Below are 21,044 nucleotides of genomic sequence, written 5' to 3'. Positions count from 1 at the left end.
CGGGGGTCCGGCGCGCGAGGGAGCGGTGTCCCGCGCGGGCCGGAGCAGTGTGATCAGTGCATGACATAGACCGGGTCGGCCCGCACCGCGGCCCACCGACGGACCGGGGGCGGCCCGCGCCGGGGCGTCAACTCCGCGCGGACGGTGCCCCGGTGAGGCGCAGCAGGACGGCGGCCGGGGCCGTCGGCAGGGTCAGGGCGAGTTCGCCGGCCTCGGGGCGCCAGGCGGTGACGGCCTCGGCGGCCGCCGGGTAGCGCACCTCGACCCGGACGTCGGCACCGGCCAGGTGCGGCAGCGGCAGGACGGTGTCCGCCTCCCCGCCGGGGCGGCGCCAGACGGTGAGGTGGGTGGCGGTCGGGGTGCGCAGCGCCAGGGCGGTCCACGGGTCCTCCCACCCCGGGAGGCCGAGCGGCCAGGACGGGACGGCGTGCGGGAGTTCGGCCCGGAGCGACTTGTGGACGGCGATCGCCTCGTGCACCGACTCCCGTGCCCGCGGCGAGAGTTCGGTGAGGCGGCCGGAGAGGTGGACGCGGCCCAGCAGCGCGCTGGCCATGGTGAACGCCACCTCGTCGAGCGAGTCCCCGGGCTGCGGGTACGCCCAGACGGCGCCCTGTTCGGGGGTGACGGCGGTGGGGGCGGCGGCCGCGATGGGGGCGTAGCGCAGCAGGTCCTGCTGGTCGCTGGTGGACTGCAGCTGCATCCGGGACAGCAGCGCGTGGTCCATCCGCATGCCGCCGGAGGCGCAGTTCTCCAGCACCAGTTCCGGGTGGCGGTCCAGCAGCCCGTCCAGCCAGTCGAGTTGGGCCCGGTTGTGGCCGAGCAGTCCGGCCGCCGGGGCCTCGCCGGGGTGGGCGCTGGTGCCCGAGCCGGGGTCGGTGTTGTGGTCGAGCTTGAGGTAGCCGACGCCCCACTCGCCGACCAGGCGGTCCACCACGGCGTCCAGGTGCGCCCGGGCGGCGGGGTGGCGCAGGTCCAGGTGGTGGCGGCCGCCGCCCTCCTCGACCCGCTGGCCGTCGCGGCGGAAGAACGCCTCCGCGGGCAGCGACTGCGCCAGCGGGCTGGACACCCCGACCGCCTCCGGTTCCAGCCACAGGCCGGGCACCATGCCGCGGGCGCGGATCCGGTCCAGCACCTCGTGGATGCCGCGCGGCCCGGGGAAGCGGGAGGCCGAGGGCTCCCACGCCCCGACGCTCGCCCACCAGTTCTCGCCCCGGTCGGCGTACCAGCCCGCGTCGATGACGAAGTACTCCGCCCCGGCCTCGGCGGCGGCGTCCACCAGCGGCAGCAGCTTCTCCGTGGTGGGGTCGCCCATCAGGCAGTTCATGTAGTCGTTGAAGACCACCGGCAGCCGGTGGTGGTCCGGGTGCGGTCGGCGGGTGGCGCGGCGGTAGCGGGTCAGGGCGGCGAAGGCGCCGTCCGGGCCTCCGTCCGGGGCGAGCGCGAGGGCCACCGGGACGGTGCGGAACTCGGCGCCGGGCTCCAGCGGGTGGCGCCAGCCGTGGTCGGCGTCGTTCGGTCCGTACAGGGCCGCGTACGCGGTGTCGTCGCGCACCCCGCACTCCCAGCGCCAGCCGCCGCCGTTGTGCTCGATCTGCCAGAGCCAGGTCCGTCCGGTGCGGCGGTCCGTCAGCCCGCCCATCGGCAGCCGTCCGCAGCTGGACCACACGCCCTGCCCGGCCACCACGCGGGCGCTGCGGCCGGAGGTGGTGCGGTAACGACCGCCGCGCTCCGGCGAGGACGCCCGCAACGGCCGGCGCTGCCAGCGGCACTCGGCGAACCACTCGTTCTCCGCCCAGAGCAGTTCGGCGTCGTCCAGGGCCGCCGGGCCGCCGCCGGTCAGGCAGCCCGCCACGAGCGAGCCGACCGACTCCAGGTGCAGCGTCCGCGGCCCCTCGTTGCGCAGCAGGACCTCGCTGCGCAGCACCGGGAGGCCGTCGAACGAGTGGTGGCGCACCACGGCGGTCAGACCGGTCCCCGGTTCGTGGAGTTCGACGGTGAGCAGGTGCCGGTCGCCGTCCCGGGCGGCGTGGTGCGCGCGGTGGCGCAGGCGCCCGCCGAGGACGGTGTCGACGAGGTGCCGGCCCGACCAGTGGCGGCCGAGGCCGGCGGTCGTCACCTCCACCAGGGGCAGCGGCGCGCCGGGGCGCGGGGCGGTGCGCTCCTCTCCCGGTGCGCCGAGGCGGACCAGGCGGGCGGTCCCCCGGTCGTCCGGGGCGATCTCCAGCTCCAGGGCGTCGTGGCCCCAGCGGATCGTCTCGTGCGGATCGGTCATGGTGCCCTCCTTGGGGGGAGAGGGACGCGGCGGGTCAGGCGCGGCGCGGGGCCGGGGCGGTGCTCTCGCGGACCACCAGTTCCGGGGCCATCAGCAGCAGTTCGTCCTTCGGTTCGCGGCCCGCGGCGAGGGCCTCGATCCGGGCCATCACCTGGTCGACGGCGAGTTGGCCGAGCTCCTTCTTCGGGCTGGAGACGGAGGTGAGCCGGGGGGAGTGCTGTTCGGCCAGCACGTCGGGGCAGATCGCGATCACCGAGGCGTCCTCGGGGACGGTCCGCCCGCTGGCCCGCAGCAGGGAGAGCAGCGGCCCGATCGCGCCCTCGTTCTGCACCACGAAGGCGGTGGTGTCGGGCCGGTCGGCGAGGATCCGGGCCAGGGTGCCGGCCGTGGATTCGTAGCTGCCCTCGCAGGAGCGGTGCAGGAACCGCAGGTCGCGGGCCGCGGCGCGCTCCCGGAAGCCGGTCAGGGTGCGTTCGGCGTACCCGGCGTGCCGCTGGTAGACGGCGCTGCCGTAGCCGATGAAGGCCACGTCCCGGTGGCCGAGGTCGGCGAGGTGGTCGGCGCACAGGGCGCCCGCGGTGGTGAAGTCGTGGTCCACGCAGGAGAGTCCGGCCGGATCGGCGGGCAGGCCGATCAGGGCGGCGGGCACGCCCCGTGCGTGCAGCACGGGGACGCGCTCGTCGTCCAGCCGGACGTCCATCAGGATGACGCCGTCGGCCAGGCCGCTGGCGGCGACCCGCTGCACGCCGTCCGGGCCCTCGTCGTTGGTGAGCAGCAGGACGTCGTAGCCGTGCTCGCGGGCCGCCACGGTGACCGCGATCGCGATCTCCATCATGGTCGGCACGTGGACCTCGGTGTGCAGCGGCACCATCAGGGCGATGATGTGCGACCGCTTCCCGGCCAGGGCCCGCGCCCCCGCGTTGGGGTGGTAGTCGAGCGCGGCGATGGCCTGCTCGATCCGGTCGCGGGTCTTCTGCGAGATCGACCGCTTGCCGCTCAGCGCGTAGCTCACGGTACTGGCGGACACGCCCGCGTACCTGGCCACATCGACGAGGGTCACCATCGCGTGCACTTCCTTCGGTGTGTTTCGGCTCAGCCCTTGATCGCGCCGGTGAGCACACCGGCGCGGAAGTGCTTCTGCATGAACGGGTAGACCAGCAGCAGCGGCACCAGGGTGAGGACCACGACGGCCATCTGCAGGGAGAGCGGCGCGGTCTGCGCGTGGCTGCTGCCGAAGCCGGAGTTCACCGAGCCGGGCAGGCCGTTGCCGCGGTTGACGTACGTGAGCAGAACATACTGCAGCGGCCACTTCTGGGCGTCGGTGGGCAGGTAGAGCATCACGTTGAAGAACGAGTTCCAGTAGCCGACCGCGTAGAACAGGGCGATCACCGCGGTGACGGCGCGCGAGGTGGGCAGCACGACGGACCACAGGATCCGCCAGTCGCCCGCGCCGTCGATCCGGGCGGCGTCGATCAGGTCGCCGGAGGTGGTGGAGTAGAACGAGCGCAGCACCAGGATGTTGAACACCGACACGGCGCTGGGCAGGATCAGCGACCACCACTGGCCGTAGCCGCCGAGGCCGGTGACCACCAGGAAGCTGGGGATCAGGCCGCCGCTGACGAACATCGTGACGATCAGCAGGCCGAGGATCGTGCGGTGCCCGAGCGAGCGCGAGCGGGAGAGCCCGTACGCGCAGAGCACCGAGACCACCATCGACACCAGCGTGCCGACGACCGTGATGCCCAGGCTCACCATCAGCGCGGTGCGCACCGTGCCGTCGCCGAGCATCTGCCGGTACGCCTCGGTGCTGAGGCCGTCGGGCCAGATCACCAGTCCGCCGGCCCGGTTGACGGCGCCGGGGGTGGAGAAGCTGGTCAGCGTGATGATCCACAGCGGGACGACGACCACCGCCAGGACGCCGGTCAGGGTGATGCCCTTGGCGGTCTGGCCGACGACCGTGGGCGGTTCCTCCCAGGGGGCCCGCCCGGCCCGGGCCCGGGAGCGGCGGCCGGTGCGGAGCGGCCGGGCGGCGGCGGGGGCGGCGCCGGTGCGGAGGGTGGGGTGAGCGTTCGTCATTTCCGGTACAACCCGTCCTCGCCGAAGACGTGCGCCAGCTTGTTGGCGCCCCAGATCAGCAGCAGCGAGATGACGCTCTTGAAGAGGCCGGCCGCCGCGCCGAAGCTGTAGTTGCCGTTGGCGATGCCGTAGTAGAAGGAGAAGGTGTCCAGCACGTCGGCGGTCTCGTGGCCGACCGCCTCGCGTTGGATCAGGAACTGCTCGAAGCCGACCGACAGCGCGTTGCCCAGGCGCAGCACCAGCATCAGCACGATCACGCCGCGCAGGCCGGGCAGGGTGATGTGCCACATCCGTCGCCAGCGTCCGGCGCCGTCCGCAGCGGCGGCCTCGTACAGGTCGGTGTTGATCGCGGCGAGGGCGGCGAGGAAGACGATGATCCCCCAGCCCGCCTCCTTCCACACCGCCTGGGAGGTGATCAGCAGGGCGAAGGTGTGCGGGTTGGTCGTGATGTCCCAGGGCTGCATGTCGTGCTGGCGCAGGAAGTGGTTGAGCACCCCGGCGCCGCCGAGCATCTGCTGGAAGATGGTGATCGCCAGCACCCAGGAGAAGAAGTGCGGCAGGTAGACCACGGACTGGATGAAGTTCCGCAGCCGCTCGCTGAGCACCGTGTTGAGCAGCAGGGCCAGCACGATCGGAACGGGGAAGAACAGCACCAGCTGGACGAAGCTGAGCCACAGGGTGTTCTTCAGCGCCCCCCAGAACAGCGGGTCGTTGAACAGCTGCTGGAACTGCGCGAGACCGGCCCACTCGCTGTTGCGCACGCCGTCCAGCGGATCGTAGTACTGGAACGCGGTGACCAGGCCGAACAGCGGCGCGTAGTTGAAGACCAGCAGGAGGACCACGGCGGGCACGGTCATCAGCAGCAGTGACCTGTCGCGCCGCAGCCTCGTCCGCCAGGTCAGCGACCTGCCGGTGCCGCCCCGCTCCGACCGCGCGGCGCTCACTGCCCGGTCCCGTACTTGTCCAGGACGTTGTCGGTCATCCACCCCTTCAACCGGTCGCCGCCGCTGGACTTCCAGGTGGAGATGGCGGCCTGCACGTCGGAGACCTTCTTCTTGCCGTGGTAGCAGTCCTTGACGGTGTCCTCGACGGCCTGTCCGCTGTCGGCGCTGGCCATCTGCTGCGGCATGCTGAGGTTCATGTTCCAGAACAGCGGCTTGTACAGGGTCTTGACGTTGGCGGCCTGCCAGGCGGTGTAGTCCTTGGTGACCTGGTCGCCGCCGGGGTTGGAGATCACCGAGGGCGGGGCGGCCAGGAACGGGAAGGTGGTGGCCTGGACGTCCTTCTTGCCCTCCTCGGTCGCGGTGGGCACGCCGTTGACCCGGGTGTGGTGGACCCCCTCGACGCCGAAGTTGACCATCGTGTACTCGGCCGAACCGTACGGCGCTGCCAGGTAGTCGGCGACGGCGAGCAGCTCCTCGATCTGCTCCGGCTTCAGCTTCGCGTTGAGGTAGCTCAGCATGCTGGCCGAGGAGCCCATGAAGATCTGCGGGGTGCCGGTGCCGGAGGCGGCCATGACGTCGAACGCGCCGCGCCGGTAGTTCGGGTTCGCGGCGGTGCCGGACTGGTGGTCGGCGAGGTTCCAGGTGCCGAGGCCGCCGCCGCCGATCAGGGTCTTGCCCGCGTAGAAGCGGGTGTTGGCGTCGGAGTTGTTGCCGGCGATCGCGTCGGGGTGCAGGTAGCCGGCGGTGGCCAGCCTGTAGTGCCAGTCCAGCGCCTCCAGGAACTCCGGCATCTCGTACTTGTGGACCAGCTTGCCGTCCTTGAGGGCCCACTTGGCGGGGATGCCCCAGGCGATCGACAGGTAGGTCCAGACGTCGTCGAAGGCCCACACGCCGCCCTTGGCGTCGGTGAACTCCTTGCCGAGGTTCATCATGTCGTCCGCGGACTTGACCTGGTCGGCGGTGATGCCCCTGGCCTCCAGCAGGTCGCGGCGGTAGAAGACCGCACCCGGGAGCGGCATGGCGGTGGAGAAGCACGGGATGCCGTAGAGCTTGTCGCCCCACACGCCGGTCTGCCAGGCACCGGTGGGGATGGCGGCCAGGTTCGGGTACTGCTTGATCTTGTCGCCGGCCAGGTACGGGGTGAGGTCGGCGAGCTGGGAGTCGGCCAGGCCGCCGGTGTTGAAGTTGGAGTTCCACCAGGCCGGCAGGTTGATCCAGTCGGGCAGCTTCTTGGCGGCCGTCATGGTCGGGATGATGGTGTTGTAGTTGTTGCCGTCGGCCGGCTTCATCTCGAAGGAGACGCCCAGCGCCTTGTTCATGGCCTGGTAGAAGGAGTTGCCGGCCGGCGGGACGGTGCCCCACAGCGGGACGACGGCCGTGTAGCTGCCGCCCTTGCCGGGGACGCCCGAGACGGTGGCGACCGGGCTCGCCGGGTAGCTGAGGAACCCGGGGTCGGTCGCGGCGCCGTTGCTGCCGCCCGACACGCTGGGGATGTCCGCGGGGACGGCGGTGCTCGGCACGTACGCGGGCAGGGCGGCCTTCATGCCCTGCGCGGTGTTGGCGCCGGACTTGTGCTTGCCGCCGCCGCCCCCGCAGGCGGTCAGCAGGGGTGCCGCGGCGGCGGCACCCGCGACGGCGGCGGCCGAGCCGAGGAAGCTTCTGCGGTTCAACCCTTGTCTCATGGGGCGGCCCTTCTCCAGCAAATGTCGAATCGCTTGAATGTTTCGGCGACACTAACGACGGGTTGCAGGTTCGGCAAGAGCCTGGACACATATAAATTCCAGGCGCAGCAAGGCTGTTGACACGCCTGAGCGCGCCGTGTCAGCGTCGATGGGCTTCGACGAACGCACCCGCTCCGATCTGCCCGAGGGGTCCACCCACGTGAGTTCCACCGCCATGCCCCCCACCGACCCGTTCCCGTTCCGCGATCCTGCGCTGCCGTTGGACAAGCGCGTCGACGACCTGCTCGGACGGCTCTCCCCCGACGAGCGCCTCGCGATGCTCCACCAGTACGCACCGGCCGTCCCCCGCCTGGGAGTCGCGGCGTTCCGCACCGGCAGCGAGGCCCTGCACGGCGTGTCCTGGCTGGGCGAGGCCACCTCCTTCCCGCAGGCCGTCGGCCTCGGCGCGAGCTGGGACGAGTCCCTGGTGCGCCGGGTCGCCGAAGCCGTCTCCACCGAGCTGCGGGCCTTCCACCACCACCGCCCCGCCCCCGTCGCCCCCGACCGCGGCCCGATCTCCCTGCAGGCCTGGGCCCCGGTGCTGAACCTGCTGCGCGACCCGCGCTGGGGCCGCAACGAGGAGGGCTACTCCGAGGACCCGGTGCACACCGCCCGGATCGGCGAGGCCTTCTGCCGCGGCCTCGCGGGCGACCACCCCACCTACCTGCGGGCCGCCCCGGTGCTCAAGCACTTCCTCGCCTACAACAACGAGGACGACCGCTGCACCACCTCCTCCGGCGTGCGCCCCCGCGTCCTGCACGAGTACGACCTCGCCGCCTTCCGGCCCGTGGTCGCCTCCGGCGCCGCCACCGGCGTGATGGCCGCCTACAACCTGGTCAACGGCCGCCCCTGCCACGTCTCCCCGCTGCTGCGGGACGAGCTGCGCCGCTGGGCCGAGCCGACCGGCCACGAGCTGTTCGTGGTCTCCGACGCCGAGGCCCCGTCCAACCTGGTCGACCCCGAGCACTACTTCGACGACCACGCCGAGTCGCACGCCGCCGCCCTCAAGGCCGGCATCGACTCCTTCACCGACCACGACGCGGACAGCGAGACCGTCATCGGCCGGCTGCGCACCGCCCTGGAGCGCGGGCTGATCGACCAGGCCGACGTCGACCTCGCCGTCCGCCGCCAGCTCGAACTGCGGTTCCGCCTCGGCGAGTTCGACCCCGAGCTGGACCCGTACGCGCAGATCGGCGCCGAGGTGGTCGACAGCGCCGAGCACCGCGCCCTGGCCCGCGAGGCCGCCACCGCCTGCGTCGTCCTGCTCAAGAACGACGGCCTGCTGCCGCTGAGCGGCGCGGCGCAGAAGGTCGCGGTGATCGGCCCGCTCGCCGACAGCCTCTACGAGGACTGGTACTCCGGCACCATGCCCTACCAGGTCACCGCCGCCGACGGCCTGCGCGAGCGGCTGGCCCCGCTCGGCGGCGAGGTGACCGTCGCCGAGGGCCTGGACCGGATCCGGCTGAACTCCGCCACCACCGGCGAGGCGCTGGCCGGCACCGCCTTCGACCTCGCCGACTGGGGCGAGGGCGTGCTCACCCTGCGCGCCGCCGACAGCCGCCGCTTCCTGTCGCTGAAGAGCGACGACACGCTGGCCGCCGACGCCGCGGTGATCAAGAGCTGGTTCGTCAACGAGACCTTCCGGCTGGAGGAGACCGCCGAGGGCACCGTGCTGCTGCGCGCCGTCCACACCGGCCGGTACGCCGCCCTCGACGCCGACGGCCGGGTGCGGATGAGCGCCGAACGCCCCGAGGACGCCGAGCACTGGCACCGCGAACTGCTGCGCGACGGCCGGGCCGAGGCGCTCGCCGCGGCCGCCGACGCCGACCTGGCCGTCGTCGTCCTCGGCAGCCACCCCCTCATCCACGCCCGCGAGACCCAGGACCGCAAGCACACCGCCCTGCCGCCCGCCCAGGAGGACCTGCTCGAAGCGGTCGCCGCCGTCCGCCCCGAGACCGCGCTCGTCCTGATGAGCAGCTACCCCTACGCCGTCGACCGGGCCCAGCGGCACCTGCCCGCCGTGCTGTGGACCTCGCACGCCGGGCAGGAGACCGGCCACGCCCTGGCCGCCGTCCTGTGCGGCGACAGCGATCCGGCCGGGCGCCTCCCGCAGACCTGGTACCGCGGCGACGACGAGCTGCCGCACCCGCTGGACTACGACATCATCCAGGCCGGCTGGACGTACCAGTACCACCGCGGCCCCGCGCTCTACCCCTTCGGCCACGGCCTGTCCTACACCACCTTCGCCCACGGCGAGTTGGCGCTGGACAGCGACACCGTCGGCCGGGACGGCACCCTCCGCGCGGCCCTCACCGTCACCAACACCGGCACCCGCCCCGGAACCGAGGTCGTGCAGCTGTACGTCCGCGCCCTGGACGCCCGCTACCAGGCGCCGCGGCTGCGGCTGGCCGACTTCCGCAAGCTCCACCTGGCGCCCGGCGAGAGCCGGGAGGTCGCCTTCGAGCTGCCCGCCGCCGCGTTCGCCCACTGGGACGTCGGCACCGGCGCGTTCACCGTCGACCCCGGCGAGCACCAGGTGATCGCGGCCCGCTCCGCCGAGCACCTGCTGCACTCCGCCCGGCTGACCGTCACCGGCCCCGCCCCCGCGCCCCGCCCCGCCCTCGGACGGCCGCTCGCCGCGGTCGACTTCGACGAGCACACCGGCATCGCCCTGGTCGACGCGAGCAAGGCCCACGGCAACGCGGTCACCCCCGCCGACCCGGCCACCGGCGCCACCCTGCGCTACCGCGCCCTCGACCTCACCGGCGCCGCCCGGGTCGAGGCCGACCTGGCCCGCCAGGACGCCGACGGCACCGCCCGCCTGGTCGTCGAGGCCGACGGCCGGGTGCTCGCCGAGATCGACGTCCCGACCACCGGCGACCGCTACGCCTGGACCACCGTCACCGCCCCGCTCACCGGCACCCCGGACGGCGTCCACGACCTGCGCCTGCGCCTGCACGGCGCGTTCCGCCTCGGCGACCTGCGCTTCGGCCCGGCCGACTGAGGCCGCCCGGCCCGACCCGCCCGCGCGGAGCGCCCGCCCGCCGCCCGCGTCCGCCCCTACCCCGTCACCCGCCGCCCGGAGGCGGCCCGCATGTCGCTGCTCACGCCCCACCACCTCACCTCCTCCTCGCAGCACCCGGAGGAATCCCCCGTACCGCCCGCCGATTTCGGGCTCGACGAACTCGCCGCCTACCGGCCCGAGTCGCCCGAGCCGCAGGACTTCGACGCGTTCTGGCGGCGCACCCTCGAAACGGCCCGCGCCCACGACGGCGAGGTCCGGGCCGAGCGCGTGACCCCGCAGTACGGGCTGCGCACCGTCGAGGTCGAGGACGTCCGCTTCCCCGGCTGGAACGGCGAGCCGGTGGCCGCCTGGCTGCTGCGCCCGCGCGGTGCGCGGGGCCCGCTGCCCGTGGTGGTCGGCTACCAGGGCTACAGCGGCGGCCGCGGGCTGCCCACCGAGCACCTGTTCTGGTCCGCCGCGGGCTACGCCCAGCTGGTCGTCGACAGCCGCGGCCAGGGCCACGACACCCCCGACCGCGGCGAGGGCGACGGCACCCAGTGGGCCGAGGGATTCATGACCCGCGGCATCGACTCCCCGGAGAACCACTACTACCGGCGGCTGATGACCGACTGCGTGCGCGCCGTGGACGCCGTCGACCGGCTGCCCGGCCTCGACCCCGAGCGGGTCGTGGTGAGCGGCGGCAGCCAGGGCGGCGGCCTGGCCCTCGCGGTGGCCGGGCTGCTCGGCGACCGGGTCGCGGCGGTGCTGTCCGACGTGCCGTTCCTGTGCCACTACCGGCAGGGCGCGCAGCTGTCCCTGGACGGGCCGTACCAGGAGCTGGTCAAGTACCTGCGCTGGCACAGCCGCCACCGCGTGCAGCCGACCTTCGCCACCCTCGCGTACTTCGACGGCGTCCACTTCGCCCGACGGGCCACCGCCCCGGCCCTGTTCAGCGTCGCGCTGATGGACCCGATCTGCCCGCCGCGCACCGTCTACGCCGCCTTCAACTCGTACGCGGGGCAGGAGCGCACCATGACGGTGTGGCCGTTCGCCGACCACGCCGGCGGCTGCGGCTCCAACCCGCCGGTCCAGCTGGCCTGGCTGCACGCGCGCGGACTGGCGCCGGAGCTGTGACCGCCGTGCCCGACCCCCGAGCGGCCGTCGACCCGGGCGCGCCGGAGCTGCCTCCCGGCTTCCGGTTCGGCGCCGCCACCGCCGCGTACCAGATCGAGGGCGCCCACGACCAAGGGGGCCGCGGCCCCTCCATCTGGGACACCTTCAGCCACACGCCCGGCCGCACCCTCGGCGGCGCCACCGGCGACACCGCCTGCGACCACTACCACCGCCACCGCGAGGACGTCGCGCTGCTGCGGGGCCTCGGCGTCGACACCTACCGCCTGTCGATCGCCTGGCCCCGCCTGCTGCCCCGGGGCACCGGCCCGGCCAACCCCGAGGGCCTGGACTTCTACGACCGCCTGCTCGACGACCTGCTCGCCGCCGGGATCCGCCCCGCCGTCACCCTCTACCACTGGGACCTGCCGCAGGCCCTGGAGGACCGGGGCGGCTGGCGGGTCCGGGAGACCGCCGAGGCGTTCGCGTCGTACGCGGCCCTCGCCGCCGAGCGCTACGGCGACCGGGTGGAGCGCTGGATCACCCTGAACGAGCCGTACTGCTCCGCGTTCGTCGGCTACGCCGAGGGACGGCACGCGCCGGGCGCCCGCGAGGGGCGCGGTGCGCTGGCCGCCGCGCACCACCTGCTGGTGGGCCACGGCCTGGCCGTCCGGGAGCTGCGCGCCGCCGGGGCCCGGGAGGTCGGCATCGCGCTCAACCTCGACCGCGTCCACGCCGCCTCCGGGAGCCCCGAGGACGAGGCGGCCCGGCGCCGGGCCGAGGTCCTGCACAACGAGGTCTGGACCGGGCCGCTGCTCGCCGGACGCTACCCCGCGCAGGAGGCCGAGGTCTGGGGCGGCCTCGCCGACGGCCCCTGGCGGCACCCCGGCGACCTGGCGGTGATCGGCGCGCCGCTGGACTTCCTCGGCGTCAACTTCTACCGCCCGGTCACCGTCGCCGCCGCCCCGCACCGCGCCGCGGACCCCGCGGCCCGCACCGCCGTGGACATCGGCGTCGCCGAACTCGACCCGTACGGCACCCCGCACACCACCATGGGCTGGCCGGTCGTCCCCGGCGCGCTCACCGAGCTGCTGGTCGACCTGCACGCCCGCCACCCGCGGCTGCCGCCGGTGTGGATCACCGAGAACGGCGCCGCCTTCGCGGACGCGGTGGCCCCCGACGGGGGCGTCCACGACACCGCGCGGATCGCCTACCTGCGCGACCACCTGGCCGCCGTCGCCGACGCGATCGCCCTCGGCGTGGACGTCCGCGGCGTCTACGTCTGGTCGCTGCTGGACAACTTCGAGTGGGCCCGCGGCTACGACCAGCGCTTCGGCCTGGTCCGCGTCGACTACGACACCCTGAACCGCACGCCCAAGGACAGCTACCACTGGTACCGGGGCCTGATCACCGCGCACCGTGCGCGGACGGAGGAAGCCGCCCGATGAAGTTCACCGACGGCTACTGGCTGATGCGCCCCGGCGTGACCGCCCGGTACGCCACCGAGGTCGCCGACGTCCGGGCCGAGGAGCACCGGCTCACCCTGTACGCGCCGGTCAAGCACGTGCGGGGCCGCGGCGACACGCTCAACAGCCCGCTGCTCACCGTCGAGTGCTGGTCCCCCGCCGAGGGCGTGATCGGGGTGCGCGCCACCCACCACGCCGGATCGGTGCGCCGCGGACCGGAGTTCGCCCTGCCCGGCGCCGACCCCGGCAGCGGGAAGGTCCACCGCGACGGGGACGTGCTGGAGCTGCGCTCCGGCGAACTGACGCTGCGCGTCGACACCTCCGGGCCGTGGCGACTGGAGTTCACCGCGAACGGCCGGGTGCTGACCGGCGTCGGCGAGCGCGGCACCGGCTTCGTCACCGACGCCGCCGGCCGGCACTTCATGCTCGGCCAACTCGAGCTGGGCGTCGGCGAGTCGGTGTACGGCCTGGGCGAGCGGTTCACCCCGTTCGTCAAGAACGGCCAGGTGGTGGACGTCTGGCAGGCCGACGGCGGCACCACCAGCGAACAGGCGTACAAGAACGTGCCGTTCCACCTGACCAACCGCGGCTACGGCGTCTTCGTCAACCACCCCGGCAAGGTGTCCTACGAGGTGGGCTCCGAGTCGGTCGGGCAGGTGCAGTTCAGCGTCGAGGACCAGACGCTGGAGTACTTCGTCGTCCACGGCCCCACCCCCAAGCAGGTCCTGGAGCGCTACACCGGCCTGCTCGGCCGCCCCGCGCTGCCGCCCGCCTGGGCGCTGGGCCTGTGGCTGTCGACCTCCTTCACCACCGACTACGACGAGGCCACCGTCAACCGCTTCGTCGGCGGCATGGCCGAGCGCGGCATCCCGCTGAGCGTCTTCCACTTCGACTGCTTCTGGATGCGCGGCTACCACTGGAGCGACTTCGTCTGGGACCCGGACACCTTCCCCGACCCGGCGGGCATGCTGGCCCGGCTCAAGGAGCAGGGCCTGAGGATCTCGCTGTGGATCAACCCGTACGTCGCGCAGCGCTCCGAGCTGTTCGAGGAGGGCGTGCGCAACGGCTACCTGGTGCGGCGCGCCGACGGCACGGTCTGGCAGTGGGACCTGTGGCAGCCCGGCATGGCGCTGGTGGACTTCAGCAACCCGGCGGCCGTCGCCTGGTTCACCGGGCGGCTGCGCCGCCTGCTCGACCAGGGCGTGGACTGCTTCAAGACCGACTTCGGCGAGCGGATCCCCACCGACGTGGTGTGGCACGACGGCGGCGACCCGGAGAAGATGCACAACCAGTATACCCAGCTCTACAACCGGGCCGTGTTCGAGCTGCTGCGCGAGGAGCGCGGCGAGGGCGAGGCGCTGCTGTTCGCCCGGTCGGCGACGGCGGGCGGGCAGCAGTTCCCGGTGCACTGGGGCGGCGACTGCGAGTCGACCTTCAACGCGATGGCGGAGTCGCTGCGCGGCGGCCTGTCGCTGGGCCTGTCCGGCTTCGGGTTCTGGAGCCACGACATCGGCGGCTTCGAGGGCACCCCGACCCCCACCGTGTTCAAGCGCTGGGTGCAGTTCGGCCTGCTCTCCTCGCACAGCCGCCTGCACGGCTCCAAGTCGTACCGGGTGCCGTGGGACTACGGCGAGGAGGCGGTGGAGGTGACCCGGGCCTTCACCCGGCTCAAGCACCGCCTCGCCCCCTACCTGCAGCGCGCCGCCCAGCAGGCCCACCTGCACGGCACGCCGGTGATGCGCGCCATGGTCCTGGAGTTCCCGGACGACCCGGCGGCCGCCACGCTGGACCGGCAGTACCTGCTCGGCGACGACCTGCTGGTCGCGCCGGTGTTCACCGACTCCGGCGAGGTCGACTACTACGTCCCCGAGGGCACCTGGACCAACCTGCTGACCGGCGACCGGGTCACCGGCCCGCGCTGGGTCCGCGAGCAGCACGGCTTCCACACCCTGCCGCTGCTGGCCCGGCCCGACTCGGTGATCCCGCTGGCCGCCGACGACTCCCGGCCGGTCTCCGACTGGGCCGACGGCGTCACCCTGCTGGTGCACGCCTTCGCCGACGGCGCCGAGCGCACCGTGGTCGTCCCGCGCAGCGACGGCCCAGGCGAGAGCGCCCGCTTCCACCTGCGCCGCACCGGCGACCGGCTCACCGTCACCACCGACTCCGCCGCCCCCTGGTCGGTGCGCCTGGGCGGGCCGGAGGGGCCGCTGCACGCCCGTCCGGCGGGCACCGCCGAGGCCGAACTGCCTTTCCCCGCCTGACCGTTCCACCCGCACCCAGAGAAACAGGGAACACCTTGTCCTACAGCATCCGCGCGGGCGGGCTGGAGCGTCACGGCGCCCGGGAGGTCCTGCGCGTCGAGCCCTGGGGCCCGGACGCGGTCCGGGTCCGGGCCTCGGCCGGGACGATCGACCCGGCCGCCCCCGGCGCGCTGGGCAGCCCGGCACCCGCCCCCCTCGCCGAGCTGTCGGTGACGGAGGACGGCCGGGCCCGCCTGGTCAACGGCCGGATCGCGGTCGAGGCCGCGGCGGATGGCCGGCTGCGGTTCCGCCACGCCGCCTCCGGCCGCGAACTGCTCGCCGAGCGCGGCCCGGAGGCGCACCACCACGCCGCCGCGCGGATCCACGCGGCGGGCGGCCGGACCGAGCAGCACTTCGCGGCGTACGACGGCGAGCGGCTGCACGGGCTCGGCCAGCACCTGCACGGCCGCCTGGACCAGAAGGGCTGCGTGGTCGACCTCGTCCAGGCCAACACCGTCGCCGCCGTCCCGTTCCTGCACTCCTCGCGCGGCTACGGGCTGCTGTGGAACAACCCCGCCACCGGGCGGGTCGAGCTGGGGGCCGACCAGACCCGGTGGACCGCCGACGCGGGCGGGCGGATCGACTACTGGATCACCGCGGGCGACACCCCGGCGCAGGTCCTGGACGCCTACACCCTGGCCACCGGGCGGCCGCCGCTGCTGCCCGCGTGGGCGTCGGGCTTCTGGCAGTCGAAGCTGCGCTACCGCACCCGGGACGAACTCCTGGCGGTGGCGCGGGAGTACCGGGAGCGCGGCCTGCCGCTGTCCGTGATCGTCTGCGACTTCTTCCACTGGCCGCGGATGGGCGACTGGCGCTTCGAGGAGCACGAGTGGCCCGAACCTGCCTCCATGGTCGCGGAGTTGGCGGAGCTCGGGGTGAAGCTCGCGGTCTCGGTGTGGCCGACCGTCGAGCCCGGCGGCGACAGCTACGACGAACTGCGCTCGGCCGGGCAGCTCGTCCGGGACGCGGCCGGCGGCCTGCTGACCTTCCCCTGGCCGACCCGGTACGCCGAGGAGTCGCCGCTGGCGCCGATGGCGTACTACGACGCCACCCACCCCGCGGCGCGCGCCGCGCTGTGGCGGCGGCTGGACGGCAACTACCGGGCGCACGGCGTGGCCTGCTTCTGGCTGGACGCCTGCGAGCCCGACCTGCCGCCGGACCTCGCCGCCCGCGCCGTGTACGCGGCCGGACCGGCCGCCGAGGTCGCGAACCTGTACCCGGTGCTGCACGCCCGCGCGGTCGCCGACGGCCTGCGCGCGGCGGGCGAGGAGCGCCCGCTGTCGCTGGTCCGCTCCGCCTGGGCGGGCAGCCAGGCGCACGGGGCCCTGCTGTGGTCCGGCGACATCCCGACCACCTTCGACTCCCTCGCACGGCAGATCCGGGCTGGCCTGAACGTCGCGATGAGCGGCATCCCCTGGTGGAACACCGACATCGGCGGCTTCTCCGGCGGCGACCCCGACGACCCCGCCTACCGCGAGCTGCTGGTCCGCTGGTTCCAGTACGGCACCTTCTGCCCGGTCATGCGGCTGCACGGCGACCGGCAGCCCCACCACCCGGCCTTCTCCGCGGACATGACCGGCGGGCCGAACGAGGTCTGGTCGTACGGGGAGCGGGCGTACGGCATCCTCCGCGACCACCTGCTGCTGCGCGAGCGCCTGCGCCCCTACCTGCACGCGCTGTCCGGGGAGGCCCACCGCACCGGCGCCCCGCCGATGCGCCCGCTGTTCTTCGACTTCCCCGCGGACGAGCGCGCCTGGGCGGTGGACGACCAGTTCCTGCTGGGCCCGGACGTGCTGGTCGCCCCCGTGTACGAGGCGGGCGTCCGGTCCCGCCCGGTGTACCTGCCGTCCGGCGCCCGCTGGCTCGACCCGGCCACCGGGCGGCTGCTGGAGGGCGGCGCGGTGCACGAGCTCGACGCCCCGCTGGAACGCATCCCGGTCCTGCTGCGGGAGGGCGCCGCCGTGGCGACCCTGCCGGTAACGGCCCCGACCACCCCCGGAACGAGGACGACATGAACCGGACCACCCTCGTCGTGCTGTCGGCCGGTGACACGGCCCTCGTGCTCGACACCACCGGCCCCGAGGTGCCCCGGGTGCTGCACTGGGGCGCCGACCCCGGCCTGGGCGCCGAGGACGCCGCGCAACTGCTCGACGCCACCGGCCGCGCCCCGGGCGACCAGGCCGGGAGCCTGCTGCCCGCCCAGGGGCGGGGCGGGGGCTGGTTCGGACGGCCCGCCCTGGCCGGGCACCGCGACGGCCGGGTCCGCCCGCTGCGCCTCGAACTCGCCGAGCCGGTCGCCGTGGACGCCCGGGAGGGCCGGGGCGGCACCGTCCGGGTGCGGGCCCGGGACGCCGGCGCGGGGCTCGCGCTGGAGACCGAGCTGGAGCTGACCGGGCAGGGCGTGGTGCGGCTGCGCCACACCCTGACCAACACGGCCGCGGACCCGTACACCCTGGACGTGCTGGCGTGCCTGCTGCCCCTCCCGGCGCACGCCGCGGAACTGCTGGACTTCACCGGCCGGTGGGCCCGGGAGCGCTCCCCGCAGCGCTCCCCGCTGCGGCACGGCATCCGGTCGCGGGAGAGCCGCCGCGGCCGCACCGGCTTCGACGCCGGGCTGCTGCTGGCCGGCACCGAGGGCTTCGGCTTCCGGCACGGCGAGGTCTGGGGCGTGCACCCCGCCTGGAGCGGCAACCACGTCCAGTACGCGGAACGGCTGCCCGACGGGACGACGGTCCTCGGCGGCGGCGAACTGCTGGAGCCGGGCGAGGTCCGGCTGGCACGGGGCGGGTCCTACCGGACCCCGTGGGTCTGCTTCGCGAACTCCGGCAGCGGCCTGGACGGGATCAGCCGGGCCTTCCACGGCCTGCTCCGGGCCCGCCCGCACCACCCGGCCACCGCCCGGCCCGTCACCCTGAACATCTGGGAGGCGGTCTACTTCGACCACGACCCCGAGCGGCTGCGCGCCGCGGCACGCACCGCGGCGGAGGTCGGCGTGGAGCGGTTCGTCGTGGACGACGGCTGGTTCCGGCACCGCCGCCACGACCGGGCGGGCCTCGGCGACTGGTACGTCGACGAGGAGGTCTGGCCGGACGGGCTGCGTCCGTTCGCCGACCACGTCCACGCGCTCGGCATGCAGTTCGGCCTGTGGTTCGAGCCCGAGATGGTCAACCCCGACTCCGACCTGGCCCGCGCCCACCCCGACTGGCTCCTCGCCGACCCCGACCGCCTCCCCCACCAGCAGCGCCACCAGCACGTCCTGGACGTCGCGCACCCCGACGCCCACGCCCACCTGCTGGAGCGGATCAGCACCCTGGTCGGGGAGGTGGGCGTCGACTACGTCAAGTGGGACCACAACCGCGACCTCGCCGACGCCGTCCACGACGGCCGGCCCGGCGTGCACGCGCAGACCGCGGCGGTCTACCGGCTGCTGGACGAACTGCGCCGCCGCCACCCCGGGTTGGAGATCGAGTCCTGCTCCTCCGGCGGCGCCCGCGCCGACCTCGGCATCCTGGAGCGCACCGACCGGATCTGGGGGTCGGACAACATCGACCCCGTCGAGCGCCAGTCCGTCCAGCGCTGGACCGGCCTGCTGCTGCCCCCCGAGCTGATCGGCTCCCACGTCGGCTCCTCCCCCGCCCACATCAGCCACCGCCGCACCGACCTCGCCTTCCGCTGCGCCACCGCGCTGTTCGGGCACGCGGGCATCGAGGCGGACCTGTCGACCTGGTCGCCGGACGAGCTGCGCGCGCTCACCGCGTGGGTCGGCGCCTACAAGCGGCTGCGGCCGCTGCTCCACGGCGGCGACGTCGTCCGCGCCGACCACCCCGACCCGGCGGCCTGGGTCCACGGCGTCGTCTCCCGGGACCGCGCCCACGCCCTCTTCGCCCACGTCCAGTTGGAGACCTCCGCCGCCGAGCGCGGCGCCCCCGTCCGCCTCCCGGGCCTGGAGCCCGACGCCCGCTACACCCTGCGCGTGCGCCCCGAGCTCTCCGCCCCCGAACCCACCTGGCCCGCCTGGGCGCGGCGGGCCACCCCCCTCACCGCGACCGGCCGCTACCTGGCCCGGGTCGGCCTGGCCGCCCCGGAGACGGCCAACCGTCCCGGCCACGCCCTGGTCGTCGAGGCCCGGGCCGTCCGGACACCGTGACCCCCGCCCGCCCGGAGGCGCGGGGCACCGTCCGGCAACGTCCCGACCGGCGCCGACGGCCTGTCGGGAGCGCCGGGCACCCGCTGTTTGGATAGCGTCGGCGGTGGCGCCCGCACCTCGGCTGGCGGCGCGCCGGACGGCGACAACGGCACCCCTGGAGGTCGGTTCATGCGCGCGGTGACCTACGACTCGTACGCCCCGGACAACTCGCGGTTGAGCTGCGGCGAGGTGGCGGACCCCAAGGTGGGTCCGGGGCAGGTGCTGATCGAGGTCCGGGCGGCGGCCGTCAACCCGGTCGACTGGAAGGTGATGGCGGGCGGCCTGGACGGCATGATGGACGCGGTCTTCCCCGTCGTCCCCGGCTGGGACGTGGCCGGCGTGGTCGTCCGGACCGGTCCCGACACGCCCGAGTTCGCGCCCGGGGACGAGGTGATGGCCTACGCCCGCAAGGACGTGGTGCAGGCCGGCACCTTCGCCGAGTACGTCGCGGTCGCGGCCCCGGCGGTGGCGCGCAAGCCCGCCGCGCTCGACTGGGCGCAGGCGGCCGGACTGCCGTTGGCCGGGCTGACCGCGCTGCGGAGCCTGGAGCGGCTGGGGGTCGGCCCCGGTGACGTGCTGCTGGTGCACGGCGCGGCCGGCGGCGTGGGGAGCCTGGCGGTGCAGCTCGGCCGGGACCGCGGGGCCCGGGTCGTCGGCACCGCCTCCGAGCGCAACCACGCCTTCGTCGAAGGGCTGGGCGGCGAGCCGGTGAGCTACGGCGAGGGCCTGGTCGAGCGGGTGCGCGCGCTGGCGCCCGGCGGGGTGTCGGCGGTGGCGGACTTCGTCGGCGGCCAGCTGGAGACGACGCTGGCCGTGCTCGCCCACGGCGGCCGGCACGTCTCGGTCGCCGACCCGGAGGTGGAGCAGCACGGCGGCCACTGGATCTGGGTCCGCCCGGACGGCGCCGAGCTGGCCCGGCTGGCGGCCGCGGTCGACCGGGGGGCACTCACCGTGGAGGTCGCCCGGACCTTCCCGCTGGAGCGCGCGGGCGACGCCTTCGACGCCAGCCGCACCGGCCACACCCGGGGGAAGCTGGTCATCGTCCCGTGACCGCCGCCCCGTACGCGCCTGCCCACTGCCACTGCCACTGCCACGACGAGCGGCGCACACCCGCAGCCGGCTGACCTCCCTGCGCCGTGAGGTGCCCGGCCCGCCACGTCACTCCCCTCGAGGCAGGGCCCCCTCACGGACGCCGCAGGCGCACCTCGGGGTGGTCGGCGACGACGGTGGCGCTGCCCGGGGCGATCTCGGTGAAGCCGGCGTCGCGGACGACCGGGAGGCGGCCGTCGGTGAGGGCGGGCCAGTCGGGGGCGGGGGCGGTGCGGACGGCCAGCGGGAAGCCGTCGGCGGCCCACTTCCCGCGCTGGGGCTCGTCCAGTTCCCACCAGGCGAGTTGGGCGGCGTGGCCGGTCTGGGCCATGGTCTTGCCCGCGCTCATCTCGAGGGCGGGGTTGAGCCAGAGCACGGGGACGCCCTCGGGGGCGGGGCCGGGCGGTTCGGGGTCGTCGAGGTCGGTGCCGGAGACCTGCAGTCTGGCGAGTTCCTTGGGCCAGCCGTCGAGCGGGACCGGCGGGAAGACCCGCACCTCGGCGCCGCCCCTGCCGGTGACGGTGATGCCGGGCAGTTCGGCGGCCCTGCGCCACTCGGCGCCGCGGGCGCGCCGGACGACCTTGCGGATCCGGGCGTCCTCCCAGGCGGCGACCCGCTCGGCCCACTCGCCGTCCGGGTCGGTGACCCGGGGGTCGGCGAGCAGGGTGAGGACGGCGCGGGCCGAGGTCTCCAGGGCGTCGGTGCGGGCGGGCGGGTCGGCCCGTTCCAGCCGGACGACCAGCGGCAGCACGTACTGCGGGCGGGTGTCGCGGTCCTCGGCGTGCCCGCCCACGGCGGGGGCGGGGGCGTCGGCGGCGGGTGCGTCGACGGGGGGCCGGGCGGGCGGGTCGAAGGGTGAGCTCACCCTCCCAGCAT

The 21,044-nt window shown here is 74.5% G+C and carries 13 protein-coding genes; 7 read left to right on the top strand and 6 right to left on the bottom strand.

All coding sequences use genetic code 11. The features are described 5' to 3' along the window. Positions 1-127: 127 nt before the first annotated feature. The 5 genes from ACFY00_RS04120 to ACFY00_RS04100 are packed head-to-tail and all read right to left on the bottom strand — an operon-like array spanning position 128 to position 6,962. Positions 128-2,272, bottom strand: coding sequence for an alpha-galactosidase (locus ACFY00_RS04120; protein WP_388026940.1), 2,145 nt, complete (start codon positions 2,270-2,272; stop codon positions 128-130). Between the two features lie 34 nt (positions 2,273-2,306). Then, complete coding sequence (locus ACFY00_RS04115) at positions 2,307-3,335, bottom strand: LacI family DNA-binding transcriptional regulator (protein WP_388026936.1); 1,029 nt, start codon at positions 3,333-3,335, stop codon at positions 2,307-2,309. A 29-nt stretch (positions 3,336-3,364) separates the two neighbouring features. Further along, a complete protein-coding gene (locus ACFY00_RS04110) occupies positions 3,365-4,348 on the bottom strand; it encodes a carbohydrate ABC transporter permease (protein ID WP_388026935.1) in 984 nt (327 codons plus the stop codon). Then, entirely contained in the window at positions 4,345-5,292 is a 948-nt protein-coding gene (locus ACFY00_RS04105) for an ABC transporter permease (RefSeq protein WP_388026933.1), read from the bottom strand. The genes ACFY00_RS04110 and ACFY00_RS04105 overlap by 4 nt, the downstream gene beginning before the upstream one ends. After that, positions 5,289-6,962 carry a Tat pathway signal sequence domain protein gene (locus tag ACFY00_RS04100; RefSeq protein WP_388026931.1) on the bottom strand — a complete coding sequence of 558 codons (1,674 nt, stop codon included), beginning with the start codon at positions 6,960-6,962 and terminating at the stop codon, positions 5,289-5,291. Before ACFY00_RS04100 ends, ACFY00_RS04105 begins: the two co-directional genes overlap by 4 nt. A gap of 226 nt (positions 6,963-7,188) precedes the next feature. On the opposite strand from ACFY00_RS04100, the gene ACFY00_RS04095 reads away from it, so the two are divergent. From ACFY00_RS04095 to ACFY00_RS04065, 7 genes are all read left to right on the top strand, one after another. Next, positions 7,189-10,017, top strand: coding sequence for a glycoside hydrolase family 3 C-terminal domain-containing protein (locus ACFY00_RS04095; protein WP_388027358.1), 2,829 nt, complete (start codon positions 7,189-7,191; stop codon positions 10,015-10,017). Positions 10,018-10,107: 90 nt separating this feature from the next. Further along, positions 10,108-11,151: an acetylxylan esterase gene (locus ACFY00_RS04090; protein WP_388026930.1), complete on the top strand. Its 1,044-nt coding sequence runs from the start codon at positions 10,108-10,110 to the stop codon at positions 11,149-11,151. Continuing rightward, positions 11,148-12,575, top strand: a complete 1,428-nt coding sequence (locus tag ACFY00_RS04085) for a GH1 family beta-glucosidase (protein ID WP_388026928.1) — start codon at positions 11,148-11,150, stop codon at positions 12,573-12,575. The genes ACFY00_RS04090 and ACFY00_RS04085 overlap by 4 nt, the downstream gene beginning before the upstream one ends. Continuing rightward, a complete protein-coding gene (gene yicI / locus ACFY00_RS04080) occupies positions 12,572-14,854 on the top strand; it encodes an alpha-xylosidase (protein WP_388026927.1) in 2,283 nt (760 codons plus the stop codon). Before ACFY00_RS04085 ends, yicI begins: the two co-directional genes overlap by 4 nt. Before the next feature lie 35 nt (positions 14,855-14,889). After that, positions 14,890-16,908: a TIM-barrel domain-containing protein gene (locus ACFY00_RS04075; protein WP_388026926.1), complete on the top strand. Its 2,019-nt coding sequence runs from the start codon at positions 14,890-14,892 to the stop codon at positions 16,906-16,908. Then, complete coding sequence (locus ACFY00_RS04070) at positions 16,905-19,040, top strand: alpha-galactosidase (protein ID WP_388026924.1); 2,136 nt, start codon at positions 16,905-16,907, stop codon at positions 19,038-19,040. The genes ACFY00_RS04075 and ACFY00_RS04070 overlap by 4 nt, the downstream gene beginning before the upstream one ends. A 168-nt stretch (positions 19,041-19,208) precedes the next feature. Next, positions 19,209-20,129, top strand: a complete 921-nt coding sequence (locus ACFY00_RS04065; RefSeq protein ID WP_388026922.1) for an NADP-dependent oxidoreductase — start codon at positions 19,209-19,211, stop codon at positions 20,127-20,129. Positions 20,130-20,262: 133 nt separating this feature from the next. On the opposite strand, the gene ACFY00_RS04060 is transcribed toward ACFY00_RS04065, so the two are convergent. Beyond that, positions 20,263-21,033 (bottom strand): peptidyl-tRNA hydrolase, encoded by a 771-nt coding sequence (locus ACFY00_RS04060; protein ID WP_388026920.1) that lies wholly within the window; start codon positions 21,031-21,033, stop codon positions 20,263-20,265. Between the last annotated feature and the right edge of the window lie 11 nt (positions 21,034-21,044).

This window comes from Kitasatospora sp. NPDC001540 (genome assembly GCF_042894345.1).
GTDB classification, from domain to species: domain Bacteria; phylum Actinomycetota; class Actinomycetes; order Streptomycetales; family Streptomycetaceae; genus Kitasatospora; species Kitasatospora phosalacinea_C.
Note: the sequence above shows the minus strand (reverse complement) of the source record. Positions and strands in the feature narration are given on the sequence as shown.

Excerpts from the sequence above, each read along its gene's own strand:
- ACFY00_RS04120 (WP_388026940.1), bottom strand. The coding sequence starts at position 2,272 with ATGACCGATCCGCACGAGACGATCCGCTGGGGCCACGACGCCCTGGAG.
- ACFY00_RS04090 (WP_388026930.1), top strand. The coding sequence starts at position 10,108 with ATGTCGCTGCTCACGCCCCACCACCTCACCTCCTCCTCGCAGCACCCG.
- ACFY00_RS04070 (WP_388026924.1), top strand. The coding sequence starts at position 16,905 with ATGAACCGGACCACCCTCGTCGTGCTGTCGGCCGGTGACACGGCCCTC.
- ACFY00_RS04065 (WP_388026922.1), top strand. The coding sequence starts at position 19,209 with ATGCGCGCGGTGACCTACGACTCGTACGCCCCGGACAACTCGCGGTTG.
- yicI (WP_388026927.1), top strand. The coding sequence starts at position 12,572 with ATGAAGTTCACCGACGGCTACTGGCTGATGCGCCCCGGCGTGACCGCC.
- ACFY00_RS04110 (WP_388026935.1), bottom strand. The coding sequence starts at position 4,348 with ATGACGAACGCTCACCCCACCCTCCGCACCGGCGCCGCCCCCGCCGCC.
- ACFY00_RS04115 (WP_388026936.1), bottom strand. The coding sequence starts at position 3,335 with ATGGTGACCCTCGTCGATGTGGCCAGGTACGCGGGCGTGTCCGCCAGT.
- ACFY00_RS04095 (WP_388027358.1), top strand. The coding sequence starts at position 7,189 with ATGCCCCCCACCGACCCGTTCCCGTTCCGCGATCCTGCGCTGCCGTTG.